This window comes from Geodermatophilus sp. SYSU D00698 (assembly GCF_054050335.1).
The window spans coordinates 100,878-127,087 of record NZ_JBJGZD010000006.1 but is presented as its reverse complement, the minus strand read 5'-3'; the positions used below and the strand labels follow the sequence as shown (position 1 = coordinate 127,087).

Here is a 26,210-nt window from a genome sequence, read left to right as displayed (position 1 = left end):
ACTCTCCCTCCGCGCCCCTGCGGTCTGGGCTGACATCGTGGCCCCGAACGCGGCCGTCCGCGGCCCGGCGCGGCCCGCCGTCTCAGCGCGGGGTGTCGTCGAGGGCGTCGAGGGTGCGCAGCACGTCCTCGAGCGCGCGGGTGGACCGCTCGACCAGCGGGCGGGTCCGCCGGTGGAGGTCCGCGGCGACCGGGTCGGGTCCGACCGGGTCGGAGACGCCGACCAGCGTGGTGGCGGCGTCGAGGTCGGACAGCATGCCGAGCGCGTGCAGGCCGAGCAGGCAGGCGCCCAGGCCCGTCCCCTCCGGGGAGTCGGCGACCCGCACCGGCAGGTCCAGGGCCGCGGCCAGCGTGGCCACCCACAGCGGCGAGGCGACCGCGCCGCCGGTGGCCCGCACCTCGGTCACGGGCAGGCCGGTGGCCGAGAACGCGTCGCGGACCAGCGCCAGCTGCTGGCACACCCCCTCCACGGCGGCGCGCACCAGGTGCCCGCGCCGGTGCTCGCGGCGCAGCCCGACGTACGCCCCGCGCAGCCCGGACCGCCACCACGGCGCCCGCTCCCCCAGCAGGTAGGGCAGGCACAGCAGCCCGGCGCTGCCGGGGGGCACCGCGGCGGCCTCCTCGAGCAGCCGGGCGTCGAGGGCGTCGGCGTCCTCCCCCGTGACCCCCTCCCCATCGGCGAGCGCCTGGGCGGCCCAGCGCACCACCGAGCCGCCGTTGTTGACCGCGCCGCCGACCACCCAGTGGTCGTCGGTGAGCGCGTAGCAGAACAGCCGGTGCGCCGGGTCCACGGTCGGCGCCGGGACGACGACGCGCATCGCGCCGCTGGTGCCCAGCGACACGGCGGCGACCTCGGGGCGGACCGCGCCGATGCCGAGGTTGGCCAGCACCCCGTCGGAGGCGCCGAGGACCAGCGGCGTGTCCGCGGGCAGGCCGGCGGCCGCGGCGACCTCCGGGCGCAGGCCCTCGAGCACCGTCGTCGTGGGCAGGACCTCGCCGAGCTGCCCGGGGCGGATACCGGCCACGTCCAGCGCCTCGGCGTCCCAGGTACCGGTGCGGATGCCGTAGAGGCCGGTGGCCGAGGCGCAGGAGCGGTCGAGGACCTGCGGGCCGCCGCGCAGCGCGGAGACGACGAGTTCCTTGACCCCGCCCCAGCGCGGCACCGCGTCCAGCCGGCCGGGCTCCTCGGCGCGCATCCAGGCGAGCTTGAGCAGCGGGGACATGGGGTGCACCGGCGTCCCGGTGCGGGCGTGCAGCCCGCCGGCGCGGCCGTCGGCGCGCAGGGCCTCGGCGAAGCCCGCCGCGCGGTCGTCGGCCCAGGTGACCACGGGACCCAGCGGGCGGCCGTCGTCGTCCATGGGGACCAGGCCGTGCATGGCCGCGGACAGGCAGATCCCGACCACCCGGTCGCCGCGCTCGCGGGCGGCCCGGCTGACGGCGGCCAGCGCCTCGACGGCGGCGTCGGCGAGCCGGTGGGCGTCGAGCTCGGCGCGGCCGGGGGCGGGCACCGACAGCGGGTAGCCGACGCTCACCAGGTCGCGCACCCGCCCGTCGGTGCCGGCGGTGACCGCCTTGGTCGCCGTGGTCCCGCTGTCCAGCCCGACCACGACGTCCATGCGGGCGATCCTGCCCGCAGCCGCAGGGCGGCCGCGAGGTCAGCGCTGGATCTCCACCAGCAGCACCCAGGCGTTCAGACAGGACGCCGCGATCCCGCCGACCAGCGCCCCCACCAGCCAGTAGAGCCCGCCGCCGGCCCCGAGGACCAGCGACAGCGCCGCCGCCAGCAGCGCGCCGGCGGGCAGCAGCACCAGGCCCGCCGCGAGGACGCGGCGGGCCCGCGGGGCGTCCGCCTCCGCCGGGACCCGCACCAGCTCCGCCGCGCCGCCGGCGGCGAGCAGGACACCGGTGCCGGCGAGCTCGGCGGCGAGGGCGGGCACCGGCTGGCCGGGGACGAGGACGAACACGCCCGCGGCGAGCAGCGCCACCAGCAGCACCAGCGTGGCCGCGGCCCGGCGGGGCAGCGTCGGGAAGGCGAGGATCCGGCCGAGGTTGATGGAGACCGCGACGAACAGCAGCCCGGCCAGCGCCGCGGTGGCGCCGACGGCCGCCACCGCGAGGTCGTGCCAGGCCGCCGGGTCGTAGGCCTCGGCGCCGGCGGCGTCGGGGCGGGTGGCCTCCACGCCGCCCGATCCTGGCGCACGGGCGGCCGGGGCGGCGCCCCCGCGGCCGGGGTCAGCGGTAGGCGGACCCGCCGCGCAGCCGGGCGCCGACCGCCGTCACCAGCGGGGCGAGGACGACGCCGTCACGGGCCAGCCGCGCCCGCAGCGCCCGGCGGTGGCGCAGCACGCCGACCAGGCCGATCGCCCAGAACAGGTACTGGACGGCGAACGCGGCGCGGAAGGCGTCGAGGTCGTAGGCGGTCGAGGCGCCGGGCGTGAGGACGTCGAGCACCGCGCCGATCGCCAGGACGGTCAGCAGCGAGGCGACGAAGCCGCCGACGTTGACCACGCCGCTGGCGCTGCCCTGCCGCTCGGCCGGGTTCCAGGTGCGCGCGAAGTCGAAGCCGATCATCGAGCCGGGGCCGTTGGTGCCGAGCACGACGACCAGCAGCACGAGCAGCCACAGCGGCGCGCGGCCGGGCCACAGCAGGACGACGGTCCAGGTGGCGGCGGTGACGGCGAGGATGCCGAGGACCAGCACCGAGCGGCGCAGCGGCCAGCGCCCGCACAGCCGGCCGAGCAGCGGCCCGACCCCCATGCCGACGACGACCAGCAGCGTGAGCAGCCCGGCCGCCGTCGCCGGGGACAGCCCCTGCCCGACGACGATGAAGGGATAGCCCCACAGCAGCGCGAAGACCGTGCCGGAGAACTGGGTGACCAGGTGGGTGTAGAGGCCGATCCGGGTGCCGGACTCCTGCCAGGTGAGCGCCAGGTTGCGGCGCACCTCGGCCAGCCCCGCCGGGGTGGCGGGCTCGACGCCGGGCGGGGCGTCGCGCAGCGTGGCGAGCACCAGGACGACGACCAGCACGCCGACCGCCGCCGCGCCGAGGAAGGTGCTGCGCCAGCCGGCCGTGTGCAGCAGCGCGACCAGCGGGTAGGCGGCGACGACCTGCCCGAGCTGGCCGAGGATGCCGGTGAGCTGGGTGACCAGCGGGACGGTGCGGCCGGGGAACCAGAAGCCGATCACCCGCAGCACGCTGATGAACGTCATCGCGTCGCCGGCGCCGACCAGCACGCGGGCCGCGACGGCGGTGGGGACGTCGGTGGCCAGCGCCAGCACCAGCTGGCCGAGGGCCATGGTCACCCCGCCCGCGACGATCAGCCGGCGCGAGCCGAAGCGGTCCAGCGCCACCCCGACCGGCACCTGCAGCCCGGCGTAGACCGCCAGCTGCAGCACCAGGAACAGCGAGACCGCGGACGCCCCGGCGGAGAACCGCTCCTGCGCCTCCACCCCCGCCACGCCGAGCGAGGCGCGGTGGAAGACGGCGACGACGTAGGCGGCGAGCGCGGTGAGCCAGACGGCGTAGGCGCGCAGCGGGGTGCGGGCGGCGGTCGCGGGCGTCACGGGGAGGACGACAGCTGCGGCGGACCGTCTGTTCCCGGATCTCCGGTGAGTCGCCTCACGGCGCGCCCGAGCGCACCCGGACGGGGGCTGCCCGGCCCTACGATCGGCGGGGTGGCCGCCGCGCTGGTCTCCCCCGAGGACCTGACCGAGGACGACGCCAACCGCCGGGTGCGCATCCTCCTCGCGCTGGCCACCTGCATGGCCGAGAAGGGCTACCGCGCGACGACGGTCTCCGACATCGCCCGCGAGGGCCGGGTGTCCAAGACCGTCGTCTACGCGCACTTCCGCGACAAGGAGCACTGCCTCCTAGAGCTCTACACCCGCGCCACCGACAAGGTGCTCGCCACCGTGCGCGCCGCGCAGGACCGGGCGGCCGCCGAGGGGCTGGCCTGGCGGGACCGGCTGCGGTCGGCCGTGCGGGCCTACCTGGAGGTGCTCGCCGCCAACCCGGAGGTGGCCTGGGCGGCGCTGGTCGAGGTGCAGGCCGCCGGCCGGCACGCGCTCACCCTGCGGCGGCAGGTCATCGACCGTTACGTGGAGCTGATCCGCGGGGTCGCCGCCGAGATGGCCGAGCGGTACCCCGACGAGGTGCGGGCGGTGGACCGCGCGCTCGTCGTCGCCGCGGTCGGCGGGCTCAACGAGCTGATGCTCGCCCGGGTCGAGCGCGGCGAGGCCGGCTCGCTGGCCGAGGACACCGACGTCGCCACCGAGGTGCTGGTCGGGCTCGTCGCCCGCCGCTGAGCCCGCCGGGTCAGCGGCGCGCCGGTCGCAGCGCCAGGACCGCCAGCGCCCCGGCCGCGCTGACCCCGGCGCCGGCGAGCGCGGCCGCGTCCCACCCGGCGAGCAGCCCGGCCGCGGTGCCGGCGGGCGCGCCCGCGGTCACCAGCAGGACGACCAGCGTGACGCCGACGGCGGCGCCCAGGTAGCGGGCGGTGTTGTTGGCGCCGCTGCCCATGCCGGCCCGCTCCGGCGGCACGTGCGCCACCGCCTCGCGGCCGAGCGCGGCGTTGGCCGCGCCGTAGCCGACGCCCAGGACCAGCAGGCCCGGCAGCAGCGCGGCGGCCCGGTCGCCCGGGTCGAGGACGGCCAGCGCCGCCAGTCCCGCGGCCGACACCGCCAGGCCGCCGGCCAGCAGCACCCGCCCGTCGACGCCGGGCAGCCAGCGCAGCCCCACCGACGTCGCCGTCGCGACCGCGGACCACACGAGCACGAGCACCGTCGTCGCGAGCAGGCTCTCGCCCAGCGCCCGCTGCAGCACGGTGGCGAGGAAGGACATCAGCCCGACCGTGGCCGCGCCGGTGACCAGCGCGCCGACGCTCGCGGCCAGGAAGCCGCGGACGCGGAACAGGCCCAGGTCGACCATCGGCGCGCGCACCCGGGACTCGGCCAGCACGAACGCGACGGCGAGCACCGCGCCGCCGGCGAGCAGCGCGACCACGGTCCCGGTCCCGGTGCCGGTGCGGGTGGCGACCAGCCCGACGAGCAGGCAGCACACCGCGGCGACGAGCAGCACCGGCCCGGCGACGTCGACCCGCGGCCGGCGGCCGGGTGCGGCCTCCGGCAGCAGCAGCCGGGCGGTGACCGCCAGCAGCAGCGTGACGACGGCGGTGGCGACGTGCGTGGCCCGCCAGCCGGTGTCGCCGTCGAGGACCACCGCGGCCAGCCCGCCCACGCCGGTGCCCGCGCCCAGGCTGGCGCCCCACACCGCCGCCGCGCGCGCCCGCGCCGGGCCGAGCGGGAACACCTGGGCGATCAGCCCGAGCGAGCAGGCCAGGACGGCCGCGCCGCCGACGCCCTCGACCAGCCGGCCGGCGACGAAGACCCCGGTGGACCCCGCGGCGGCCGACAGCGCGGCGCCGGCGGCCAGCAGCACGAGGCCCGCGGTGAACACCCGGCGGCGGCCGAGGTCGTCGGCGGCGGCGCCGGTGACCAGCAGCGCCGCGGCCAGCCCGACGCTCATCGCCGCCAGCAGCCACGCCTGCCCGCCCGCGCCGGTGCCCAGGTCGGCCGCGGTGGCCACGGCGGTGGCCAGCGGGGTGACGAAGGCGGCGAGGACGACGAGGGTGCTGACCGCGACGACGGCGAGCGTCCGCCGCTGCAGCGGGGCGCCGTCGGCGGCCGCGGGGACGGGACGGGACTCGACCGATCGGGACACGCGCGCCCCCAGCAGACCTGTCGGTTGGACATTCCAACCGGGATGCGGCGACGCTAGCAGGGGTCGGTGGAGCGACGCCACCCCGTCGGGCGGCGAGGCATGGCGCGCGCGGCTGGAGGGCAAGGCTGGTCCGAGGAGCACCGTCCGGGTGCCGCGAGACAGGGAGGAGCGCCGTCCATGGCGTCCGTCATCCACTTCACCATCGCGACCGTCGCCGAGGAGAGCCCCGACTTCCGCCGGGTCCTGTGGACCGGGGAGAACACGCAGCTGGTCGTCATGACCATCCCGCCGGGCGGGGAGATCGGCGAGGAGGTCCACGAGGACATCGACCAGATCCTCACCTTCGTCAGCGGCGTCGGCGAGGCGAAGGTCGGCGGTGCCACGAAGAAGGTGGCGCAGGGCGACCTGGTCGTCGTCCCGGCCGGGACGAAGCACAACTTCCTCAACACGGGGCCGAACCCGCTGGTCCTGTACACGGTCTACGGCCCGCCGGAGCACGCCGACGGCGCGGTGCACCACACCAAGGAGGAGGCCGACGCCGCCGAGGAGTCCGGCGAGGACGAGCCGCCGACCGGGGACTGACCCTCCTCCCCCGGTGCCGTCCACCCCCGCGGCGGCACCGGGGACACTGGTGGGGTGAGCAGCGCACTCGCCGACACCCCCTCCGACACCGCCGAGGTCACCGCCGCGCTCCGCCGGGCCGGGATCGGCGACGTCGACGACTCGGGCCTGGCCCGGGCGCTGTACTCCTCCGACGGCTCGCTGTACCGCGTGCTGCCGCGCGCCGTCGTCCGCCCGCGCGACGCCGACGAGGTCGTGGCCGCCCTCGAGGTCTGCCGGACGCTCGGCGTGCCGCTGACCATGCGCGGCGCGGGCACCTCAATCGCCGGCAACGCGGTGGGCACCGGGGTCGTCGTCGACACCAGCCGGTACCTGGACCGGGTGCACGCGGTGGACGCCGAGGCGCGCACCGCGGTGATCGACCCCGGCGTCGTCCAGGCCCGGCTGCAGCTGGCCGCCCGGCCGCACGGGCTGCGCTTCGGGCCGGACCCGAGCACGGCCAACCGCTGCACCGTCGGCGGGATGATCGGCAACAACGCCTGCGGCTCCCGCGCGCTGGGCTACGGCCGGACGTCGGACAACGTCGTCGGCCTCGACGTCGTCACCGGGACCGGGCAGCGGCTGCGGCTGACCTCCGGGGCGGCCGTGGACGGCACGGGCAGCGGGGTGGTCGAGGACCTGCGCGCCCTGGTCGGCCGCGAGCTGGCCACCATCCGCACCGAGCTCGGCCGCTTCGGCCGGCAGGTGTCGGGCTACTCGCTGGAGCACCTGCTGCCCGAGCACGGCTTCGACGTCACCCGGGCGCTGGTGGGCAGCGAGGGGACGCTGGCCGTCGTCCTCGGCGCGACCGTGCGGCTGGTCGCCGACGCCCCGTACCGCGGGCTGGTGGTGCTCGGCTACCCGTCGATGGCCGAGGCCGCCGACGCCACACCGGGCCTGCTCCGGCACGGGCCGACCGCCGTCGAGGGCCTGGACGAGCGGATCGTGCAGCGGCTGCGCGACGTGCCGGCCGCCGTCGTCCCCGACCTGCCGCGCGGCGCGGGCTGGCTGATCGTCGAGGTCACCGGCGACACCGTCGCCGAGGTGGAGGCGAAGGGCGCGGGCGTCGTCGCCGACGCCGGCGCGCTGGACTCCCTGGTGGTCACCGACGTCGCGCACGCCGCGGCGATCTGGCGGATCCGCGAGGACGGCGCCGGCCTGGCCGCGCGCACCTCCGACGGCCGCCCCGCGCACGCCGGCTGGGAGGACGCCGCCGTGCCGGTGGAGTCCCTCGGCGCCTACCTGCGCGAGTTCGACGCGCTGCTGGAGCAGCACGGGCTGCAGGGCGTGCCGTACGGACACTTCGGCGACGGCTGCGTGCACGTGCGCATCGACTTCCCGTTCGGGCGCGAGCCCGACCGCGGCCGCGCCGCCTACCGCTCCTTCGTCGAGGACGCCGCCCGGCTGGTCGCCCGCTACGGCGGGTCGGTGTCGGGCGAGCACGGCGACGGCCGGGCCCGCAGCGAGCTGCTGCCGACCATGTACTCCCCCGCCGCGCTGGACCTCTTCGCGCAGGTCAAGGCGCTGTTCGACCCCGACGACGTGCTCAACCCCGGCGTGCTGGTGCGCCCGGCCCGACTGGACGACGACGTCCGGGTGGCCGCCGCGCCCCGGCTGCTCCGCACCGGGCCGCCCACCCTGGCGCTGGCCTACCGGCACGACGGCGGCGACCTGTCCAACGCGGTGCACCGCTGCACCGGCGTCGGCAAGTGCCGGGCCGACCCGTCCGGCGTCGCCGTCATGTGCCCGTCGTTCCCGGCGACCCGCGAGGAGAAGGACTCCACCCGCGGCCGCGCCCGGGTGCTGCAGGAGATGCTCGCGCCCGGCGGGCCGGTGCGGGACTGGCGCTCCCCGGAGGTGCACGCCGCGCTCGACCTGTGCCTGTCGTGCAAGGGCTGCTCGCGGGACTGCCCGACCGGCGTGGACATGGCCAGCTACAAGTCCGAGGTGCTGCACCAGTCCTACCGGCGCCGCCTCCGGCCGCTGGCGCACTACACGCTGGGCAGGCTGCCCATGTGGTCCGACCTGGCCGCGCGGGCGCCGCGGCTGGTGAACGCCGTGCTGCGCAACCGGCTCGGCGGGCGGCTGGCGAGGTGGGGCGCCGGCGTGGACCAGCGGCGGTCGCTGCCGTCGTTCGCGCCGCGCACCTTCCGGCAGTCGTTCACCCCGCGGCCCGGCGGCGGCGCGCCGGTGGCGCTGTGGGTGGACTCGTTCACCGACCACTTCGCGCCGGAGGCCGCGCACGCCGCCGTCCGGGTGCTCGAGGCCGCCGGCTACTCGGTGCAGGTGCCCGGCGACGACACCTGCTGCGGGCTCACCTGGATCACCACGGGGCAGCTGGACACCGCCAGGCGCATCCTCGGCGACACGGTGCGCCGGCTCGCGCCGCTGGCCGACGCCGGCATCCCGATCGTCGGGGTGGAGCCCTCGTGCACCGCGGCGCTGCGCAGCGACGCCGTGGAGCTGCTCGACGACCCGGCCGCCGGGCGGGTCGCCGCGGCCACCCGGACGCTGGCCGAGCTGCTCACGGCCACCGAGGGGTGGGCGCCGCCGTCACTGTCCGGGGTCGAGGTGGTCGCGCAGCCGCACTGCCACCACCACGCGGTGATGGGCTGGGCGGCCGATGAGCGGCTGCTGCGCCGGGCCGGTGCGACGGTCACCCGGCTCGGCGGCTGCTGCGGGCTGGCCGGCAACTGGGGCGTCGAGCGTGGCCACCACGAGGTGTCGGTGGCGATCGCGGAGCAGCAGCTGCTGCCCGCCGTCCGCGCGGCCGGGCCGGACGCCGTCGTGCTGGCCGACGGGTTCTCCTGCCGCACGCAGCTGGACCAGCTCGCCGACCGCCCCGGCCGGCACCTGGCCGAGCTGCTCGCCGACGCGCTGGACCGGGCACGCGAGGCGTAGGGAATGGGCCGCCGGCGGGCGCGTTGGCGGCAGGCATGACCACTCTCGGCATCATCGGGGCCGGCCACATCGGCACGGCGCTCGCGCAGGCGGCCACCGACCTCGGCCACGACGTCGTCCTGTCCAACTCGCGCGGCCCGGAGACGCTCGCCGGCCTCGTCGACGCGCTCGGGGACCGGCCCTCCCGCCGCGGCTCCGTGCGCGCCGCGACCGCCGCCGAGGCCGGCGCCGCCGGCGACCTGGTCGTCGTCACCGTGCCGCTCAGGGCCCTGCCCGACATCCCGGTGGAGCCGCTGGCCGGGAAGGTGGTCATCGACACCAACAACTACTACCCGGAGCGCGACGGGCACGTCGCCGCCCTCGACCAGGGGACCACCACCAGCTCGCAGCTGCTGCAGGACCACCTCCCCACGTCCCGGGTGGTCAAGGCGTTCAACCACATCCAGGCCGCGCAGATCACCGCGCGGCGGACGCCGAGCGGCACGCCGCACCGGCGGGCGCTCGCCGTCGCCGGGGACGACGCCTCGGCGAAGGAGGTCGTCGCCTCGTTCATCGACGAGGTCGGCTTCGACGTGCTCGACCTGGGCCCGCTGTCCGAGAGCTGGCGGATCGAGCCCGGCACCCCCGGCTACGGCCCGGACCTCAACCTCGAGGGCCTGCGCCGGGCGACCGCGGAGGCGACCCGGGCCGCGTGAGCTCAGGCGGCGCGGCGGTCCCGGCGGGCGCGGGCGGCGGCCAGCACCGTCGGGGCCAGCGCCGCCGCGATCCGCGCGTAGCCGGCCGAGGAGGGGTGGAACCGGTCGGCGGAGAACAGCGCCGGGTCGGTGCTGAACGCCCGGCCCACCTCGGCGGACACCGCCGCGACGACGGCGCCGCGCGCCTGCGCCGCCTCCGCCTGCCGCTGCTGCAGCACCGCGCAGGCGGCCTGCACGACCGGCCGGAACGCCGGCGGCACGAACGGCACGCTGGACATGTCCGGCGCCGGCACGACGACGACGTCGGTGCCCGCGGCGCGCAGCCCGTCGACGGCGGAGCCGAGCGCGGCGACCGCCTGCTCGACGGGGAGGAACCGGGCCAGGTCGTTGGCGCCGATCACCACGACGGCGAGGTCGGCGTCCACCGGCGCGGCCCGGCGCACCTGCGCCGCGAGGTCGCGGGAGACGGCGCCGGGCACGGCGAGCACGGACAGGTCGGTCTCGATGCCCGCGCTGCGCAGCACCTGCGCCAGCCGCGGGCCGAGCCCGTCCTCGACCCGCGCGGCACCGGTGCCGTACGCGATCGAGTCACCGAGGACGGCGAGGCGGAGACGGTCGGTCACGCCCGGTACAACGCCGGCCGGCGGGTCGCTCTGCCCGCCGCCCGGGCCGGCCGCCGGTGACCCCGGCCACCGTGCGGCCGGACCCGCGACGCTCTGCCACGATGCCCGCGTGGTGGATCTGGACGAGACCATGCTGCCCGGCGTCGGCGTGCGTTACGGGCTCACGACCCGTGCCGGCGACCGCCTGGCCGTCGTCGTCCAGCGCGAGGGCGGCGCGGAGGTGGCCGTGTTCGACCGGCGCGACCCGGACCGCGCCCGCGCCGTGTTCCGCCTCGACGCCGAGGAGACCGGCGTCCTGGCCGAGCTCCTGGGAGCGCCGCGGCTGACCCAGCGGTTCGTGGACCTCTCGCGGGAGGTGCCGGGGCTCCGGTCCGCCCGCTTCCTCGTGCACGCCGGGTCACCCTTCGACGGGCGCCCGCTCGGCGAGACCCGCGCCCGGACCCTGACCGGGTGCTCGATCGTGGCCGTGGTGCGCGAGCACGACGTCGTCCCCTCCCCCGGCCCGGCGGAGGTGCTGCACGCCGGGGACGTGCTGGTCGCCATCGGCTCCGACGCCGGGCTCACCCAGCTCGGCGCGCGGCTGGACGGCGCGGCCTAGGCCCCCGACGTGCACGGCACCGAGGCGCTGCTGGTCGAGCTGGGGCTGCTGTTCCTGGGGCTCGCGCTGCTCGGCCTGCTCGCCCGGCGCCTGGACCTCTCCCCCATCCCGTTCGTCCTCGTGGCCGCGCTCGCGGTGGGCGACGGCGGGCTCGCGCCCCTGACCACGGCCACGCCGTTCATCGAGGCCGCGGCCGAGATCGGCGTCGTGCTGCTGCTGCTCGCCCTCGGTCTCGAGTTCTCACCCGACGAGCTGTTCACCTCGCTGCGCCACCACGGCCGCTCCGGCCTGGTGGACCTGCTGCTCAACGCGCCGCCGGGCATCGTGGCCGGCCTGGCGCTCGGCCTGCCCTGGCAGGGCGCGCTCGCCCTCGGGGGCATCACCTACATCTCGTCGTCCGGCATCGTGGCCCGGCTGCTCGCCGACCTCGGCCGGCTGGCCAACCGGGAGACACCGGCCGTGCTCTCGGTCCTGGTGCTCGAGGACCTCGCCATGGCGCTGGTGCTGCCCCTGCTGGCCGTGGCGCTGGCCGGGGGCGGCCCGGCCGCGGCCGCCGGCGGACTCGCCCTGGCCGCCGGGACCGTGGTCCTCGTCCTGGCCGCCGCCCGGCGCCACGGCCGGCTCCTGGGGCGGTTGCTCACCTCCCCGGACGACGAGCAGGTGCTCCTGCGGCTGGTCGGGCTGACCCTGCTGGTCGCCGGCGCGGCGCAGGCGCTGGGCGTCTCGGCCGCGGTCGGCGCCTTCCTGGTCGGGCTGGCCCTGCCCGCACCCTTCGCCGAACGGGTGCGGCGGATCCTCACCCCGCTGCGCGACCTGTTCGCGGCCACCTTCTTCGTCGCCTTCGGGCTGGGCACCGACCCCGCCGACGTCCTCCCGGTCCTGCCGGCGGCGCTGCTCCTCGCCGTCGTGACCGCGGCGACCAAGGTGGGAACGGGCTGGTACGCCGCCCGCCGGGACGGTGTCGCCGCTCCGGGCCGCTGGCGAGCCGGGACGGCGTTGATCGCCCGCGGCGAGTTCTCCGTGGTCATCGCCGGCCTGGCCGTGGCGGCCGGACTGACCGAGCTGGGTCCCCTGACCACCGCGTACGTGCTGGTGCTCGCCGTCGCCGGTCCCGTGGTGACGCGGCTGGCCGAGCCCCGGACCGCGCTCCCCGGCACGGCCCATCCCGGGCCCGCGGCGCCGGCCGCGTGAGCGCCGGCGCGGCGGGCCCGGGGCGGGACACGGCCGCCGCTCCACGACGCGACGGGGCCCGGCCGGGATCGCTCCCGGCCGGGCCCCGTGGGTCCGTGCGTGGTGGCCGTCAGGCCTTCGGGCCACCCGCGGCGTACACGACCTGACCCGAGACGAAGCCGGCGCCCTCGCTGACGAAGAACGACACCAGGTGCGCGATGTCCTCGGGCTGGCCGACGCGGGCCACCGGGATCTGCGAGGCGGCGCCCTTGATGAAGTCGTCGAAGGGGATGCCCATGCGCTCGGCGGTGGCCATCGTCATCTCGGTCTGGATGAAGCCCGGGGCGATCGCGTTGGCGGTGACGCCGAACTTGCCCAGCTCGATGGCGAGGGTCTTGGTGAAGCCCTGCAGGCCCGCCTTCGCCGTCGAGTAGTTCGCCTGGCCGCGGTTGCCCAGCGCCGAGGTGCTCGACAGGTTCACGATCCGGCCCCACTTGGCCTCGACCATGTGCTTCTGGCAGGCCCGGCTCATGAGGAAGGCGCCGCGCAGGTGCACGTTCATGACCAGGTCCCAGTCGACCTCGGTCATCTTGAACAGCATGTTGTCGCGGATGACGCCCGCGTTGTTGACGAGGACGACGGGCGGGCCGAGCTCGGCGGCGATCCGGTCGACAGCGGCCTGCACCTGCTCGGCGTCGCTGACGTCGGCGCCCACGCCGAGCGCGCGCCCGCCGGCGGACTCGATCGCCTGCACGGTGTCCTTGGTGTTCGCCTCGTCGAGGTCGAGCACGGCGACGGCGAAGCCGTCGGCGGCCAGGCGCTTCGCCGTCGCGGCGCCGATGCCGCGCGCGGCGCCGGTCACGATGGCGACGCGGGGGGTGGCCTCGCTCATGGCAGTTCCTCTCGTTGGTGGCGGCGTCGTCGCCGGCCGGTCCGGGTGGGGGGCTCGGGCCGGGTCGACCCCGCGCCGGCCCCCGGGCTGCGCCGGACAGGTTACGGCGGGCCCCCGCGGCGTCCGGAGACGCCCCCGTACCGGTGCGCGGCGGCCGTCACGGCCAGATCGAGGCGACGATGATCGCGGCGACCGAGAGCTGGGTCGCGGCCATCACCAGGCTCGCGGGGTGGAAGCCGGTCTCGGTGACGAGCTGGCCCATCTTCCCCGGCGTGAGCAGGTCGAGGACGAGGAAGGCGACGGCCTGCAGCACCACGCCGAGCACGCCGAAGACCACGGTCCAGAGCAGCGCCTCCCCGAACCCGGACGTCGCGTTGGTCCAGATCGCGGCGAAGATGACCGCGCCCTGGGCGAGGAACCCGGCGGACAGGACGACCGCGGCACTCACCGACCGGTCCTCGTAGATGCGCCGGCCCAGGTGGCCGGGCGTCAGCAGGTCGAGGACGAGGAAGCCGAGGGCCAGCAGCACGAGGCCGACGGCGGTGTAGGCGACGGCGTAGCCGATGCTGGCCAGCACGGGACGGGTACCTCCGGGGGACGGGAGCGGACGGGCCTGCCAGTTCCTACCGCACCGGCTCCCCCGGCCGCACGCGACGGTCCGGCCGGTCAGTCCCCCGGGCGCGCCACATCGCCCCGCACGACGTCGCCCCGCACGACGTCGCCCCGCACGACGTCACCCCGCACGACGTCGACCCGGTCGAAGCCCTCGGCCGCGGTGGGCGGGACGAACCGCGCGCGGGCGGCGTGCACGCCGACCAGCGGCACCGGCGACTCGCGGGCCGCGTTGCGGGCCAGGCACTCCTCGAGCGGGGTGTCCACCCACACCGCGCGCACCGGCACGCCGGCCGCGCGGGCCGCGGCGACCAGCGGTGCGCGCTCCTCCGGCGAGGGGCTGGTGTTGTCCACGACGACGCTGCGCCCGGCCGCCAGCAGCCCGGCGACGAGCCGCTGCTGCCGGGCCTCCCGCCGCCGGGCGCGGGGCCAGTGGTCCTTGCTCACCACCTCGTGCGTCGCGGCGAGGGTCCGCTGCACCCAGGTCGACTTGCCCGCGCCCTGCAGGCCGACCATCACCACCAGCTCGGGTGGGGTGCCGGAACGGCCTCCCTGCAGGGTCCCACCGCGAGCCTGCGAGTGGCGGGGGGCAGGGGGTCCTTCGAGGGGGGCAGGGAGGTCCTCCCTCACGCGCTGCGGCGCAGCGGGGTCACCGGCTCGTCGTCGTCCTCGAACACCGGGCGGGCCGCCGGGTGCTCGACCAGCGCGAGCACCCTCCCGGACATGAAGCGTGCGGTGCGCACGGGCGTGCCGCCGCGGGTGGTCTCGGTGACCTCCACGACGCCGCGGCCGTGGGACACGTCCACCCGGCGCCCGGCGCGGGTGGCCTCGATCTCGTAGGTTCGGGTGTCGCCACCGGCGTCGATGACGACCTCGACACGATCGCCCTTCACGGGTCCTCCTCGGGGTCTCGCCGGGACCGTTCCCCGGCTTGTGGACAACGTCCTCCCGACCCCTGACATTCCCCGAACGCCCTGGTCAGTCCCCGGATCCACGCCGCGAGGGCCAGTGCGGGTGCAGCGCCCGGACCGAGGCCAGCGCCGCCCGCCGGGCCTGCGCGCGCTGCCGTGCGCGGCTGGTCCGCGGGGCTCTCGGCTCCTCCCGCAGCAGCGCGTCCAGCCAGTGCCCGCGCGGGTCGACGTCGACCAGCAGCGCCTTCACCAGCAGCGTGAGCGGGATGGCCAGCAGCGCGCCCAGCGCGCCCAGCACCCAGCCCCAGAACAGCAGCGCGAGGAAGGTGACCGTCATCGACAGGCCCACCGAGTCGCCGACGAAGCGCGGCTGGACGAGCGTCTGCACGACGAAGTTGAGCAGCGAGTAGACGACGATGACCACCCAGAACTCGGTCCAGCCGCCGGCGAGCAGCCCGAGCAGCGCCGGCGGGATGACGCCGAGCACGAACCCGATGTTGGGCACGTAGTTGGTGATGAACGACAGCAGGCCCCACAGCACCGGCAGCGGGACCTCGAGGATCGCCAGCGCGACGGTGTCGCCCACCGCCACGATCGCGCCGAACACCGTGCTCACCAGCAGGTAGCTGCGGGTGCCGCGGGCGAACAGGCCGAGCGCGATGGGCAGGTGCGGCCGGTCTACGGCGACCAGCGCCAGCCGGCGGCCGAACCCGCCGGACTCGATGGCGAGGAAGACCATCGCCGACAGCAGCAGCACCAGCGTGCTGGCGGTGTCGGTGACCCGGGCGAGCAGGTCGGTGGCCAGGCCCACGAGCTGGCCGTAGTCGAACCGGTCGACCAGGTCCTGGATCTGCGTCGAGGACAGCCCGGCCTCGTCGAGCCGCTGCACCGTGTCGTCCAGCAGCACCGCGAACTGCGGGGCGTAGTCGGGCAGCAGGACGGCGAACTGGGCGATGGCGACGACCAGCAGCGACCCGAGGCCGAGCAGCACGCCCCACACGAGCAGCAGCAGGACGCCGGCCGCCGCCCAGCGCGGCACGTGGTGGCGCAGCAGCCAGCGCTGCACCGGCATGAGCGCCACGACGACGACCAGCGCCAGGAGCACCGGCGCGACCAGCCAGGCGATCTCGCGCACCCCGGCGACGGCGATCGTCGCGGCCGCGGCGCCGACCAGCAGCACCAGCCAGCGGGGCAGCCCGCCCGGGCCGGTGAGCGGCGCGGCCGGTCCCGGCGCCGGGCCGCCGTCGACGGGTGCGAGCGGGACGTCGGCGGCCAGGGGCAGCCCGTCGGCGAGGTCCCCCGGCAGCTCGGTGGGCTCCGGGGGGACCACCCGGGAGGCCCCGGAGCGCGCCCGCTCCGCACCCGGCTCGGGCAGGTGCGACTGCGCGACCATGGACGTCCTCCCCCCGTGACGGCGCCGTGACGCCCCAGGGTGTCACGGCGGTGCGGCTCCCGCGGGGAGCCTCAGCCGGTGCGGCCCTCGAGCAGCGCAGCCATCTCCGGCAGGTCGAAGAACGCCGCGGTCTCGCGCGCGCTCGGCCCGCCGGCGTCGGGGTCCGCGCCGGCGGCCAGCAGCGTCCGCACGCCGGCCTCCGAGCGGCGGAACACCGCCGCGGCCAGCGCCGTCTGGCCCCGGTCGTTGGCCCGGCCCGGGTCGGCGCCGCGCTCGAGCAGCGCGGCCACCGTCCCCGGGTGGTCGTGGTAGGCGGCGAGGATCAGCAGCGTGTCGCCCTTGTCGTTGGTGAGGTCCACCGGGACGCCGGCGTCGACGTAGGCGACCAGCTCCTCGGTGTGGCCGAAGCGGGCGAGGTCGAAGACCCGCGCGGCGAGCTCGATGACACCGGGGTCGATCGGCTCGCTCACGACCGCACCTCCGCCCCGAGGCCGTCGACGAGGACCAGGATCCGCCGCCAGGCGTCCTGGCAGGCCTCCCCCCACTCGGGCGCGGCGCGGTCGAAGAAGGAGTGCGGGGCGCCGTCGTAGACCGCGGTCTCGACGTCAGCGCCCGCGGCGCGCATCGTCTCCGCGAGGGCGAGCTGGTCCTCGACGGGGGTGGCGGCGTCGGCGCCGGCGATCACCATCAGCGTCGGGCGCGAGGCCCGCGCGGCGGCGTCGCCGACCATGGCCGGCCGGCCGTAGAAGCCCACGCAGGCGGCGACGTCGAGGTCGCCGCCGGACTGCCGCCAGGAGTGGCTGCCGCCGAAGCAGAAGCCGACGGTGACCACCGGCAGGTCGGGCCCCGTGCGCCGGCGCAGCTCGGCGACGGCCGCGGTGAGGTCGGCGTCGACCCCCTCGGGCGTGGTCTGCGGGACGTGCGTCTGCCAGTCGAAGCCGGCGTCGCGCGTGCCGCTCACGGCCGTGCCGGCGGTGCGGCCGAAGTAGTCGAGGGCGACGGCGGGCACGCCGGCCTCGGCGAAGCGCTCGGTCAGCGCGACGTAGTACGGGTGCAGCCCGCGGATGTCCGGGAGGACCACCACGCCGGCGGGCGCGGCCGCGACGTCGGCGGGCAGCGCCCAGGCGGCGGAGACCTCCGTGCCGTCGGCCGCGGTGAGCACGCTGAGGCCGCGGTCGCCGACCTCCCCCGTGCGCGGCGGGGCGGGCGGGCGGCTGGCGGGGTCGTGGCACATGACCCTGTGCTACCAGGCGGCGCGGAGCACCGCGCGAGGGACCCGGGTCAGACGCCGCCGGTGCGCTCGGCGGCCCCCGCGCGGCCGCCAAAGACGGCGGCGGCCACCTCGCGGCGGGCGTCGGTGAGCCACGAGTACTGCCGGTGCGCCTGGTCGATGAGCCGGTCGAGCTCAGCCCGGTCCAGGCGGTCGTCGGCCTCGGCGACGATCCGCAGCGTCTCGAAGCCGCTGCGCTTGGCGCGCACCCCGGAGGCGAGGAACTCGAACTCGACGAGGTCCGACAGCGGCGAGCGGGACAGCAGCCGGCCGTTGAGCTTGGCGCGGGTGATCTTCTCCGCCAGCCAGACGCCGAGCTGCTTGTACTGCCGCACCGGGATGCCGAGCGCCCGGGCCGTGGCCAGCAGCGAGGACTTCTCCTCGCGCAGCTCGCCGAGCAGCTGGGTCAGCGGCGCCTCCCAGCGCGAGCCGCGGTGCACGCCCAGCATCCGGCAGACCAGCTCGATGCCGCCGGTGGCCGAGGCGAGGTGGTCGTTGACGTAGACGCCGAGGAGCTCGGCGTTGCGCGGCGGCTGCACGGGTTCGGACACGGGACCTCCTGCGGGGTGGGACGACCCCATCCTCCGCGACCGGTGATCACCGCGCGCGGCGGCGTCCCTCAACCGGGCGGCCGGCCGGCGGCGCGGGCGAGCAGCCGCGCGGCGGCCGGCCGCAGCTCCAGCTCCAGCTCCCAGGACCCGGCGGCCAGGCGCTGCGCGACCGCCTGCCGGGAGACGCCCAGCTCGGCGGCCGCGGCGGCCCGCGTGGCGCCGGCCGCGACCAGGTCGACGGCGGCCCAGGCCGCGGCGCTGCGGCGGGCGAGCAGGACGGCGAGCGCGGTGAGCACCGCCTGGGCGTCGGCGGCGGCCTCGGCGTCGGACCCGCGCACGGCCAGCCGCGCCGGGCGGCGCCCGGCGGCCTCCAGGGCGCGGCGCGCGGCGAGCACCACCGGGCCGTCACCGGGACCGGCCGGCGCGGCGCCGACGCCGATCCGCCGGCCGCCCTCCCGCACCAGCGCGACGACGGTGTCGACCGCGACCGCGGCGTCGTCGAGGACGGCCGCCCAGCCCTCCCCCACCGCCCGCGCGCCGGCCCCGAGGACCGCCGGGGGCGCGCCGGCGGCGGGGCCCGCGGTCAGCGGGGCGCAGGCGACGGCCAGGGGCACGCGCGCAGCGTCGCCGCCGGCCGGCCCGGGTGCAAGCTCCTGGGCTTGCCCGGCGCGCCGGTCAGTCCTGCGCGAGCTCGGGCGGGAAGCCGCCCGTGGCCACCGGCCCCCAGCGCTCGACCGTGACGCGCAGCAGCGACTTCCCCTGCCGGACCATCGCGGCGCGGTACTCGTCCCAGTCGGGGTGCTCGCCGCTGATCGACCGGAAGTACTCGACCAGCGGCTCCAGCGCCTCCGGCAGGTCCAGCACCTCGGCCCGGCCGTCCACCTGCACCCACGCGCCGTCCCAGTCGTCGGACAGCACGCAGAGGGAGACGGCGGGGTCGCGGCGGGCGTTGCGCACCTTGGCGCGCTGCGGATAGGTGCTGACGACGACCCGCCCCTCGGCGTCGACGCCGTAGGTCACCGGGGACAGCTGCACCCCGCCCTCGCGGCGACGGGTGAGCAGCACCGCGCGGTGCCGCGGGCGGAGGAAGTCGAGCAGCTCGGCGCGCTCGACCCGGTCGGCTCTGGCGGTCCTGGGCACGTCCCCGACGCTAGCCGCGGCCTGCGCCCCTCCCACCGTCGGGCGGTGGGCCGCGGTGATCCGTGGTGCGATGTGACCATGAGGTTCCGCCTGTCCGGACGCCGGGACGACGCCCCGGCCGGTGCCGGCGCGTCCGCCGCCGGTGCTCCCCCGGCCCGGGACCGCGCGGCCGGCGCTGCGCCCGGCGACGTGCCCGGCGGCCGGCCGGTCGGCGACGAGCGCGCCACCCCCACGCTCACCGGCGAGGGCGGCCCGGGCGACCCGCGCGCCGACGACCACGACGCCACGGCGGCCCCCGCCCCGGCCTGGCAGCGCGGCGAGCGGGCGATGTCGGCCACCCGCACGCTCGCCGTCGCCTCCGCGCAACTGCTGCTCATCAGCGCGGCACTGGTGGTGATCGGCTGGGTCCTCGGCAAGCTGTGGGTCATCCTGCTGCCGGTCATCCTCGGCCTGCTGTTCGCCACCGTGCTGTGGCCGCCCACCCGGTTCCTGCGCCGGCACGGCTGGCCCCCCGCCCTGGCCGCGGCGGTCGTGCTGCTGCTGTTCCTGGGCCTCATCGGGGGGCTCATCGCGGTCATCGCGCCGCAGGTCGCCGACCAGGTCACCGAGCTCGCCGACCAGGCCGCCAGCGGCCTGGAGCAGGTCCAGCAGTGGCTGCAGGGACCGCCGCTGAACATCGACGAGGAGCAGATCGGCCAGTACGTCGACCAGGCCATCGACTCGGTGCAGTCGAACGCCTCCAACATCGCCGGCTACGCCGCCACCGGCGCCTCCGCCGTCGGCAACGGCCTGCTCAACCTGCTGCTGGCGCTGGTGCTGGCGTTCTTCTTCATCAAGGACGGGCCGCGCTGGGTGCCGTGGCTGGCCGCGCAGACCGGGCCGAAGGCCGCCCCGCACGTCGCCGCGCTGTCGCAGAAGACCTGGTCGACCCTGTCGGAGTTCATCAAGCAGCAGGCCCTCGTCGGCTTCGTCGACGCCTTCTTCATCGGCCTGGGGTTGTGGATCCTCGACGTGCCGCTGGTCGTCCCGCTGGCCGTGCTGACCTTCTTCGGCGCGTTCGTCCCCATCATCGGCGCGTTCGTCGCCGGCGCCTTCGCGGTGCTGATCGCCCTGGTCGACGAGGGCTTCACGGTGGCGCTGATCGTCTTCGGGATCGTGCTGCTGGTGCAGCAGATCGAGGGCAACGTGCTGCAGCCGATCATCCAGGGCCGCGGGTTCAACCTGCACGCCGCGGTGGTCATCCTCGCCGTCACCGCCGGCGGCAGCCTGGCCGGGATCGTCGGCGCCTTCCTCGGGGTGCCGGTGGCCGCGCTGATCGCCGTCGTCTACCGGTACACCCGCGACGCGCTCGACGGCCGCCATCCCGAGGTCGCCGACGACGGCACCCGCCACGAGGTGTCCGGCGACGACGACGGCGCCGTCCTGACCCGCTCCGCCGCGCCGCCGGCCTGACCGGACGGGAATGCCGGCCGGGCCGCCGTCGCTGTCCCCTGACGACGTCCGATCAGCAGGCGTCCGACCAGCAGGAGGTGCCCCCGTGGCGCAGCGACCGGAGGAGCTCGTCGAGCTCACTCCCGAGGCCGATCCGTTCGTCGCCGCCGAGGAGGCGGTCACCGGGGCCGCGCAGCGGCGGGGCCTGGTGCTCGTGCACGCCCTCGCGGGCGACTTCGACGCCGCCTCGTCCGCCCAGCTCGCCGCCTCGCACCTGCTGGCCTCGCTGCCGCACCGCACCGTCGCGCGCTTCGACGCGGACCTGCTGGTCGACTACCGCGCCCGCCGGCCGCGGATGACGTTCAACGGCGACCACTACGAGGACTTCGCCGCGCCGGAGATCGTGCTCTCGGCGCTGGAGGACGACGCCGGTGAGCCGTTCCTGCTGCTGCACGGCCCCGAGCCGGACTACCGGTGGGAGGGCTTCGCCGCCGCCGTCGTCGGGACGGTCGAGCGGCTCGGGGTGACCTCGGTGGTGGCGCTGCAGGCCATCCCGATGCCGGTGCCGCACACCCGGCCGGTGACGGTCACCGCGCACGCCACGCGCCGGCAGCTCATCGAGACCTACCCCGTCTACTGGGGCGAGCTGCGCGTCCCGGGCAGCGCCTCGGCGCTGCTGGAGCTGCGCCTGGGCGAGGCCGGCGTGGACGCCCTCGGGGTGGCCGCGCACGTGCCGCACTACCTGGCGCAGGCCAGCTACCCGGCCGCCACGCTCACCCTGCTCGAGGAGCTGGGCCGGCTCACCGGGCTGCTGCTCCCCACCGAGACGCTGCGCGAGGCGGCGCAGCAGCACCGCACCGAGGTCGACGAGCAGATCGCCCGCTCGGCCGACAACACCGCCGTCGTGGCGGCGCTGGAGCAGCAGTACGACCAGTTCGCCGCCGCCCGCGAGGGCGAGGACCTGCTCGGCGGGGCCGGTGAGGTGCCCAGCGGCGACGAGATCGGCGCGGAGTTCGAGCGCTTCCTCGCCGAGCAGGACCGTCGCGGTCGAAGCGACTAGCGCGCGGGGCGCCGTGTCCGGGTGACGCTCAGGGCCAGCGCGCCCAGCGCGCCGACGACGGCGAACACGTAGAAGCCCCACGGGAAGGCGATGCCCGCCGTCACCAGCGCGCCGGTGACCACCGGCCCGACGATCGCGCCGATCCGGCCGGCGCCGGCCGACCAGCCCAGCGCGGTGGCGCGCACGGCCGGCGGGTGGTTGGCGCTGGTGAACGCGTAGACGAGCACCTGCGCCGAGAAGACGAAGCAGCCGGTGAGGAAGCACATCAGGTAGAGGCCCGCGGTGGGCAGCTCGACCGACAGCAGCGCCAGGAACAGCGCGCCGGAGGCGAACCAGATCATCCCGGCGGTGCGGGCGCCGATGCGGTCGGCGACCGTGCCGGCCACCAGCAGGCCGACGATGGCGCCGACGTTGAGCACCAGCAGGAACGCCAGCGAGTCGCCGAGGTCGTAGCCGGCCTCGCGCATGATCGTCGGCAGCCAGTTGTTCAGGCCGTAGACCAGCAGCAGCCCCATGAACGAGGTCACCCCGATGGCCACGGTGTTGCGGGCGAACCCGCCGGTGAACAGCGAGCGGACGGTCGAGGCGGCGCCGGCGGTGGCGCCGGCCGGTGCCGGGCCGGGCGCGCTCTCCAGCTCCAGCCCGTAGCGGCGGGCCACCTCCTCGGCCTCCGCCCGCCGGCCGGCGGCCTGCAGGAAGGACGCCGACTCCGGCAGCCGGGCGAGCATGAGCGGGACGAGCACCAGGGCCGGGGCCGCGCCGATGACGAACATCCACCGCCAGCCCAGCGACGGGATGACCGGGATGGCCAGGGCCGCGGTGGCCACGGCGCCGACGTGGTAGCCGGTCATGATCGTCGTGGTGGCCCGGCCGCTGCGCCCGGCGCGGGTGAACTCGTTGACCATGGCGATGGCCGTCGGCAGGCAGCCGCCCAGGCCCAGGCCCGCGAGGAAGCGCAGCAGCCCGAACACGACCTCGTTGGGGGCGAACGCGCACAGCAGGGTGAACAGCGAGAACGACGCCACGGCGCCGATGAGCGCCTTGCGGCGGCCGACCCGGTCGGTGAGCGTGCCGATGGTTAGCGCGCCGATCATCATGCCGACCAGGCCGACGGTGATCACCGCGGTGGCGCCGGTGCCGGTGAGGCCGAACTCCTCCGGCTCCTGCAGCGTGGGGACGACGGTCCCGACGACGACCAGGTCGAAGCCGTCGAGCAGCACCGCGATCCAGCACAGCGGCGCCACCCACCCGGCGGCGCGGGCGGCGGCGCCGGGCGTCGCCGAGCGGACGGGGGTCGAGCTCATCGGTGTCCTCCACGGCGAGGGCGTCGGGGGTCGACCGACGGTAGGAGTGCCCCGCGCCGCGGCCCAAGCGGCTCCCGCCCAGCGGAAGCCGGTCCGCCTGGAACGACAGCGGGCCGCGCCCGGGGATCCCGGACGCGGCCCGCTGCGGTGTGCCCTGCGCTGATCAGGCCTCGACGGTGACGTGCTCGTTGGGCACGCAGTGCGTCATCTGGTGGCCGGTGACGTCGCGCGGACCGTTCTTGCCGAGGTTGGCGGCGCGCTGCAGCTCCTCCTCGGTGAGGGTCTGCGTCTGCAGCGGCTCCAGGCCGCGGACGTCGTCGGCGGTGATGCCCAGGCCGTCGCCGACCCGCTGGCCCCACTCGTCGTCGCACATGAAGAAGTGCCAGACCATCCGCTCCTGGATCTCGCGGCGGCACTGCGAGAGGGCGTCGACCAGGTTCTTCACCAGGTCGTCCTTCTCCCACTGCTCCGAGAGCTGGTAGCGCTCGCCGGCCTGCGCGTAGTCGTTCGTGCGCGGGATCCGCTTGCGGGTGAGCCGGCCGGTGATGACCGGGCCCTGCTCGTCGTGCGTCGGGTACTGCGCCTCCCGCAGGCCGCCGAGGATCGACGGCTCGTAGTTCACGTGCGGGTTGGTGCCCTCGGCCCGGTCCACGCCGTAGGCCATCTGGCCGTCGCGCTGGTTGGTGGCCACCCGGGCCTTCGGCGCGTTCACCGGCAGCTGCAGGTAGTTCGGGCCGACCCGGTAGCGCTGGGTGTCGGAGTAGGAGAACGTCCGGCCGACGAGCATCTTGTCGTCGGAGAAGTCCAGGCCGTCGACCAGCACACCGGTGCCGAACGCGATCTGCTCGTTCTCGGTGAAGTTGTCCACCGGCATCCGGTTGAGCGTCATCGTCCCGACCTTGCGGACCGGGAACAGCTCCTCGGGCCAGACCTTGGTGTCGTCGAGCGGGTCGAAGTCCAGCTCCGGGTGCTCGTCGTCGCTCATGATCTGGACGTAGAGGTCCCACGACGGGTGGTCGCCGGCGGCGATGGCGTCGTGCAGGTCCTTGGTGTGCGTGCCCAGGCTCTTGGCCTGCGCGGCCGAGGCGTCCGCGGCGGTCCAGGACTTCACGCCCTGCTTCGGGTACCAGTGGTACTTGACCAGGACGGTCTCACCCTGGGCGTTGACCCACTTGTAGGTGTTCACGCCGAAGCCCTGCATGTGCCGGTAGCTGGCCGGCGTGCCCCGCGGGCTGAAGACCAGCGAGATCATGTGCATGGCCTCGGGGGTCTGGCTGAAGAAGTCGAACGCCCGCTCGGCGACGCTCGCCTCGAAGGTGACCGGGTCCGGCTTCTGGGAGTGGATGAAGTCGGGGAACTTGATGGCGTCGCGGATGAAGAAGACGCCGAGGTTGTTGCCGACGAGGTCCCAGTTGCCCTCCTCGGTGTAGAACTTCACGGCGAACCCGCGCGGGTCACGCGCGGACTCCGAGGAGTCGCGGCCACCGGCCACGGTGGAGAACCGCAGCGCGACGTCGGTGCGCTTGCCCTTCTCCTGGAACAGCTTGGCGCGCGTGTACCGGCTGATCGGCTCGTCGCCGACGGTGCCGTCGGCCTCGAAGTAGCCGAACGCGGTGATGCCGCGCGCGTGCACGACGCGCTCGGGGATCCGCTCCCGGTCGAAGTGGCTGATCTTCTCGAGGAACTGGTAGTTCTCCAGCGTCGCCGGGCCGCGCGCGCCCACCGTCCGCTGGTTCTGGTTGTCGTAGACCGGGTGGCCCTGACGGTTGGTCAGGACCGGGCGGTCCGCCTCGCTCGGGGCCGGGCCCTGCGATGCGACGTCGGTCATGCTCCTGCCTCTCCTCGGGTGTGGTGCTGTCCGGCCGTGGAACGGCCGCGGACGGACGGGCCGGGGACGCCGGCCGGGTGGCCGGCGCCCCGGCAGTCGGGACACAGGCCCCAGAACACGACCTCGGCCTCGTCGACGACGAAGCCGGCCGTGTCCGACGGGACCAGGCACGGTGCCGCGCCCACGGTGCAGTCGACGTCGGCGACCGCACCGCACGAGCGGCAGACCAGGTGGTGGTGGTTGTCCCCCACGCGGACCTCGTACAGCGCCGGCGCGCCCGCGGGCTCGACCCGGCGGGCCAGCCCGACGGCGACCAGCGCCTTGAGGACGCCGTACACCGCCTGCGGCGAGAGCGTGGGGTGCGCCCGGCGGGCCACCGTGACCAGCGTGTCCGCATCGGCGTGCGGATGGGCGGCGAGGGCGTCGAGGACCGCGAGCCGGGGCCGGGTGACCCGCAGCCCGGCGTCGCGCAGCCGCGGCGCCCACGTCGTCTCCATCGGGTCCCACCCAACCCGCTTTTCTTTAGTCAGTCAAATCAAGGGCGCGTGTCGGGTGGGGCTCCCCGCCGGTCCACCGGTACCCGGGTGGGGAGGAACACACGCCTCAGGCGAAGACGATGGTGCGGTCGCCCTCGACGACGACGCGCTCCTCCACGTGCCAGGTCACCGCCTGGGCGAGCACCTGGCGCTCCACGTACCGGCCGATGCGGCGCATGTCCTCGACGGTGGCGCGGTGGTCGACCCGGGCCACCTCCTGCTCGATGATCGGGCCGGCGTCGAGCTCCGGGGTGACGTAGTGCGCCGTCGCGCCGATCAGCTTCACGCCGCGGTCGTGCGCCGCCTGGTACGGGTTCGCCCCGACGAAGGCCGGCAGGAAGCTGTGGTGGATGTTGATCAGCCGCTCGGGGAAGCGGCTGCAGAAGTCCGCCGAGACGATCTGCATGTAGCGGGCGAGCACCACCAGGTCGACGTCGCCGACCAGCTCCAGCGCCCGCGCCTCGGCCTCGGCCTTGGTCGCCGGCGTGACCGGCACGTGGTGGAAGGGCACCCCGGCCGCCGCGGCCACCGGCTCGAGGTCGGGGTGGTTGGAGACGACGGCGGTGATGTCGGCGCGCAGGTCCCCGGCGCGGACCCGGTAGAGCAGCTCCTGCAGCACGTGGTCGGTCCTCGACACGAACACCGCCAGCCGCGGCCGGCGCGCGGCCTCGGACAGCCGCCAGGTCAGCTGCCACTGCGCGGCGAGCAGCTCCAGCGCGCCCTCCAGCTGGCGGCGGCGGCTGGCCAGCCCGGGCAGCACGAACTCCAGCCGCAGGGTGAACACCCCGCCGGTCGGGTCCGAGGAGTGCTGCTGCGACTCGGTGATGTTCGCGCCGACGTCGGCCAGCAGCCGGGACAGCACCGCGACGATCCCCGGCCGGTCCGGGCAGCGGACGACCAGCCGCCCGACGTCGGCGGTGGCGGGGTCGTGCGCGATCGGGGCAGCGGACACGGTCGGCATGGTGGCAGGGACGCCG

Annotated in this window: 27 protein-coding genes; 8 read left to right on the top strand and 19 right to left on the bottom strand. The window is 76.3% G+C overall.

What is annotated here, in order from left to right:
* Nucleotides 1–82: 82 nt before the first annotated feature.
* Genes ACI8AB_RS07735 through ACI8AB_RS07725 form a run of 3 tightly spaced genes read right to left on the bottom strand, consistent with a single transcriptional unit; the run spans nucleotide 83 to nucleotide 3,563 of the window.
* Nucleotides 83–1,615: a gluconokinase gene (locus ACI8AB_RS07735; RefSeq protein ID WP_456949627.1), complete on the bottom strand. Its 1,533-nt coding sequence runs from the start codon at nucleotides 1,613–1,615 to the stop codon at nucleotides 83–85.
* A gap of 39 nt (nucleotides 1,616–1,654) precedes the next feature.
* The gene (locus ACI8AB_RS07730) at nucleotides 1,655–2,179 is read right to left on the bottom strand and encodes a hypothetical protein (protein ID WP_456949626.1); all 525 of its coding nucleotides are present in this window, start codon (nucleotides 2,177–2,179) and stop codon (nucleotides 1,655–1,657) included.
* Nucleotides 2,180–2,231: 52 nt separating this feature from the next.
* The gene (locus ACI8AB_RS07725) at nucleotides 2,232–3,563 is read right to left on the bottom strand and encodes an MFS transporter (protein ID WP_456949625.1); all 1,332 of its coding nucleotides are present in this window, start codon (nucleotides 3,561–3,563) and stop codon (nucleotides 2,232–2,234) included.
* A gap of 111 nt (nucleotides 3,564–3,674) precedes the next feature.
* Between ACI8AB_RS07725 and ACI8AB_RS07720 the strand changes: the two genes are divergently transcribed.
* A complete protein-coding gene (locus ACI8AB_RS07720; RefSeq protein WP_456903108.1) occupies nucleotides 3,675–4,304 on the top strand; it encodes a TetR/AcrR family transcriptional regulator in 630 nt (209 codons plus the stop codon).
* Between the two features lie 10 nt (nucleotides 4,305–4,314).
* On the opposite strand, the gene ACI8AB_RS07715 is transcribed toward ACI8AB_RS07720, so the two are convergent.
* Entirely contained in the window at nucleotides 4,315–5,718 is a 1,404-nt protein-coding gene (locus ACI8AB_RS07715; protein WP_456949624.1) for an MFS transporter, read from the bottom strand.
* Nucleotides 5,719–5,895: 177 nt separating this feature from the next.
* Between ACI8AB_RS07715 and ACI8AB_RS07710 the strand changes: the two genes are divergently transcribed.
* From ACI8AB_RS07710 to ACI8AB_RS07700, 3 genes are read left to right on the top strand one after another with little or no spacing between them, the layout of a single operon-like run.
* Nucleotides 5,896–6,300 carry a cupin domain-containing protein gene (locus tag ACI8AB_RS07710; RefSeq protein WP_456949623.1) on the top strand — a complete coding sequence of 135 codons (405 nt, stop codon included), beginning with the start codon at nucleotides 5,896–5,898 and terminating at the stop codon, nucleotides 6,298–6,300.
* 54 nt (nucleotides 6,301–6,354) lie between these two features.
* Nucleotides 6,355–9,219 (top strand): FAD-binding and (Fe-S)-binding domain-containing protein, encoded by a 2,865-nt coding sequence (locus tag ACI8AB_RS07705; protein WP_456949622.1) that lies wholly within the window; start codon nucleotides 6,355–6,357, stop codon nucleotides 9,217–9,219.
* Nucleotides 9,220–9,254: 35 nt separating this feature from the next.
* Nucleotides 9,255–9,914, top strand: coding sequence for an NADPH-dependent F420 reductase (locus ACI8AB_RS07700; RefSeq protein WP_456949621.1), 660 nt, complete (start codon nucleotides 9,255–9,257; stop codon nucleotides 9,912–9,914).
* A 2-nt stretch (nucleotides 9,915–9,916) separates the two neighbouring features.
* Here ACI8AB_RS07700 and ACI8AB_RS07695 read toward each other — a convergent pair whose 3' ends face one another.
* Complete coding sequence (locus tag ACI8AB_RS07695) at nucleotides 9,917–10,537, bottom strand: SGNH/GDSL hydrolase family protein (protein ID WP_456949620.1); 621 nt, start codon at nucleotides 10,535–10,537, stop codon at nucleotides 9,917–9,919.
* Nucleotides 10,538–10,646: 109 nt separating this feature from the next.
* On the opposite strand from ACI8AB_RS07695, the gene ACI8AB_RS07690 reads away from it, so the two are divergent.
* Together ACI8AB_RS07690 and ACI8AB_RS07685 are read left to right on the top strand one after the other, a co-directional pair.
* Nucleotides 10,647–11,135, top strand: a complete 489-nt coding sequence (locus ACI8AB_RS07690; RefSeq protein WP_387989852.1) for a cation:proton antiporter regulatory subunit — start codon at nucleotides 10,647–10,649, stop codon at nucleotides 11,133–11,135.
* Nucleotides 11,136–11,144: 9 nt separating this feature from the next.
* Nucleotides 11,145–12,326, top strand: a complete 1,182-nt coding sequence (locus ACI8AB_RS07685; protein ID WP_456949619.1) for a cation:proton antiporter — start codon at nucleotides 11,145–11,147, stop codon at nucleotides 12,324–12,326.
* 109 nt (nucleotides 12,327–12,435) lie between these two features.
* Here ACI8AB_RS07685 and fabG read toward each other — a convergent pair whose 3' ends face one another.
* The 10 genes from fabG to ACI8AB_RS07635 all read right to left on the bottom strand — a co-directional run bounded on the left by fabG (nucleotide 12,436) and on the right by ACI8AB_RS07635 (nucleotide 19,074).
* Nucleotides 12,436–13,197, bottom strand: coding sequence for a 3-oxoacyl-ACP reductase FabG (fabG, locus tag ACI8AB_RS07680; protein ID WP_387989846.1), 762 nt, complete (start codon nucleotides 13,195–13,197; stop codon nucleotides 12,436–12,438).
* A 157-nt stretch (nucleotides 13,198–13,354) separates the two neighbouring features.
* Nucleotides 13,355–13,774: a DUF350 domain-containing protein gene (locus ACI8AB_RS07675; RefSeq protein WP_456934932.1), complete on the bottom strand. Its 420-nt coding sequence runs from the start codon at nucleotides 13,772–13,774 to the stop codon at nucleotides 13,355–13,357.
* A gap of 89 nt (nucleotides 13,775–13,863) precedes the next feature.
* The gene (locus ACI8AB_RS07670) at nucleotides 13,864–14,325 is read right to left on the bottom strand and encodes an AAA family ATPase (protein ID WP_456949618.1); all 462 of its coding nucleotides are present in this window, start codon (nucleotides 14,323–14,325) and stop codon (nucleotides 13,864–13,866) included.
* 110 nt (nucleotides 14,326–14,435) lie between these two features.
* On the bottom strand, nucleotides 14,436–14,702 hold the full coding sequence (locus ACI8AB_RS07665; RefSeq protein ID WP_456927976.1) for a hypothetical protein: 267 nt from the start codon (nucleotides 14,700–14,702) through the stop codon (nucleotides 14,436–14,438).
* 85 nt (nucleotides 14,703–14,787) lie between these two features.
* Nucleotides 14,788–16,113, bottom strand: a complete 1,326-nt coding sequence (locus ACI8AB_RS07660; RefSeq protein WP_456949617.1) for an AI-2E family transporter — start codon at nucleotides 16,111–16,113, stop codon at nucleotides 14,788–14,790.
* Nucleotides 16,114–16,184: 71 nt separating this feature from the next.
* Entirely contained in the window at nucleotides 16,185–16,583 is a 399-nt protein-coding gene (locus tag ACI8AB_RS07655; protein ID WP_456949616.1) for an ankyrin repeat domain-containing protein, read from the bottom strand.
* Nucleotides 16,580–17,347 carry a dienelactone hydrolase family protein gene (locus ACI8AB_RS07650; protein WP_456949615.1) on the bottom strand — a complete coding sequence of 256 codons (768 nt, stop codon included), beginning with the start codon at nucleotides 17,345–17,347 and terminating at the stop codon, nucleotides 16,580–16,582. Before ACI8AB_RS07650 ends, ACI8AB_RS07655 begins: the two co-directional genes overlap by 4 nt.
* Before the next feature lie 47 nt (nucleotides 17,348–17,394).
* A complete protein-coding gene (locus ACI8AB_RS07645; RefSeq protein WP_456949614.1) occupies nucleotides 17,395–17,934 on the bottom strand; it encodes a hypothetical protein in 540 nt (179 codons plus the stop codon).
* 68 nt (nucleotides 17,935–18,002) lie between these two features.
* Nucleotides 18,003–18,548, bottom strand: coding sequence for a hypothetical protein (locus ACI8AB_RS07640; RefSeq protein ID WP_456949613.1), 546 nt, complete (start codon nucleotides 18,546–18,548; stop codon nucleotides 18,003–18,005).
* A gap of 61 nt (nucleotides 18,549–18,609) precedes the next feature.
* Entirely contained in the window at nucleotides 18,610–19,074 is a 465-nt protein-coding gene (locus tag ACI8AB_RS07635; RefSeq protein ID WP_456949612.1) for a PPOX class F420-dependent oxidoreductase, read from the bottom strand.
* 78 nt (nucleotides 19,075–19,152) lie between these two features.
* Between ACI8AB_RS07635 and ACI8AB_RS07630 the strand changes: the two genes are divergently transcribed.
* Nucleotides 19,153–20,526 (top strand): AI-2E family transporter, encoded by a 1,374-nt coding sequence (locus tag ACI8AB_RS07630; protein ID WP_456949611.1) that lies wholly within the window; start codon nucleotides 19,153–19,155, stop codon nucleotides 20,524–20,526.
* Nucleotides 20,527–20,611: 85 nt separating this feature from the next.
* Nucleotides 20,612–21,565, top strand: a complete 954-nt coding sequence (locus tag ACI8AB_RS07625) for a proteasome assembly chaperone family protein (protein ID WP_387989814.1) — start codon at nucleotides 20,612–20,614, stop codon at nucleotides 21,563–21,565.
* Here the strand turns inward: ACI8AB_RS07625 and ACI8AB_RS07620 are convergent.
* The 4 genes from ACI8AB_RS07620 to purU form a co-directional block, all read right to left on the bottom strand.
* Nucleotides 21,562–22,869, bottom strand: a complete 1,308-nt coding sequence (locus ACI8AB_RS07620) for an MFS transporter (RefSeq protein ID WP_456949610.1) — start codon at nucleotides 22,867–22,869, stop codon at nucleotides 21,562–21,564. The genes ACI8AB_RS07625 and ACI8AB_RS07620 overlap by 4 nt on opposite strands.
* 163 nt (nucleotides 22,870–23,032) lie before the next feature.
* Complete coding sequence (locus ACI8AB_RS07615; RefSeq protein ID WP_387989809.1) at nucleotides 23,033–24,697, bottom strand: catalase; 1,665 nt, start codon at nucleotides 24,695–24,697, stop codon at nucleotides 23,033–23,035.
* Entirely contained in the window at nucleotides 24,694–25,194 is a 501-nt protein-coding gene (locus tag ACI8AB_RS07610) for a Fur family transcriptional regulator (RefSeq protein WP_456949609.1), read from the bottom strand. Before ACI8AB_RS07610 ends, ACI8AB_RS07615 begins: the two co-directional genes overlap by 4 nt.
* 106 nt (nucleotides 25,195–25,300) lie before the next feature.
* Nucleotides 25,301–26,185 carry a formyltetrahydrofolate deformylase gene (purU, locus tag ACI8AB_RS07605; protein ID WP_456949608.1) on the bottom strand — a complete coding sequence of 295 codons (885 nt, stop codon included), beginning with the start codon at nucleotides 26,183–26,185 and terminating at the stop codon, nucleotides 25,301–25,303.
* Nucleotides 26,186–26,210 lie beyond the last annotated feature (25 nt).

Coding starts and splice junctions, on each gene's coding strand:
- fabG (WP_387989846.1), bottom strand. CDS start 13,197: ATGAGCGAGGCCACCCCCCGCGTCGCCATCGTGACCGGCGCCGCGCGC.
- ACI8AB_RS07650 (WP_456949615.1), bottom strand. CDS start 17,347: ATGTGCCACGACCCCGCCAGCCGCCCGCCCGCCCCGCCGCGCACGGGG.
- ACI8AB_RS07710 (WP_456949623.1), top strand. CDS start 5,896: ATGGCGTCCGTCATCCACTTCACCATCGCGACCGTCGCCGAGGAGAGC.
- ACI8AB_RS07615 (WP_387989809.1), bottom strand. CDS start 24,697: ATGACCGACGTCGCATCGCAGGGCCCGGCCCCGAGCGAGGCGGACCGC.
- ACI8AB_RS07735 (WP_456949627.1), bottom strand. CDS start 1,615: ATGGACGTCGTGGTCGGGCTGGACAGCGGGACCACGGCGACCAAGGCG.
- ACI8AB_RS07670 (WP_456949618.1), bottom strand. CDS start 14,325: ATGGTCGGCCTGCAGGGCGCGGGCAAGTCGACCTGGGTGCAGCGGACC.
- ACI8AB_RS07700 (WP_456949621.1), top strand. CDS start 9,255: ATGACCACTCTCGGCATCATCGGGGCCGGCCACATCGGCACGGCGCTC.
- ACI8AB_RS07660 (WP_456949617.1), bottom strand. CDS start 16,113: ATGGTCGCGCAGTCGCACCTGCCCGAGCCGGGTGCGGAGCGGGCGCGC.
- ACI8AB_RS07620 (WP_456949610.1), bottom strand. CDS start 22,869: ATGAGCTCGACCCCCGTCCGCTCGGCGACGCCCGGCGCCGCCGCCCGC.
- ACI8AB_RS07630 (WP_456949611.1), top strand. CDS start 19,153: ATGAGGTTCCGCCTGTCCGGACGCCGGGACGACGCCCCGGCCGGTGCC.
- ACI8AB_RS07610 (WP_456949609.1), bottom strand. CDS start 25,194: ATGGAGACGACGTGGGCGCCGCGGCTGCGCGACGCCGGGCTGCGGGTC.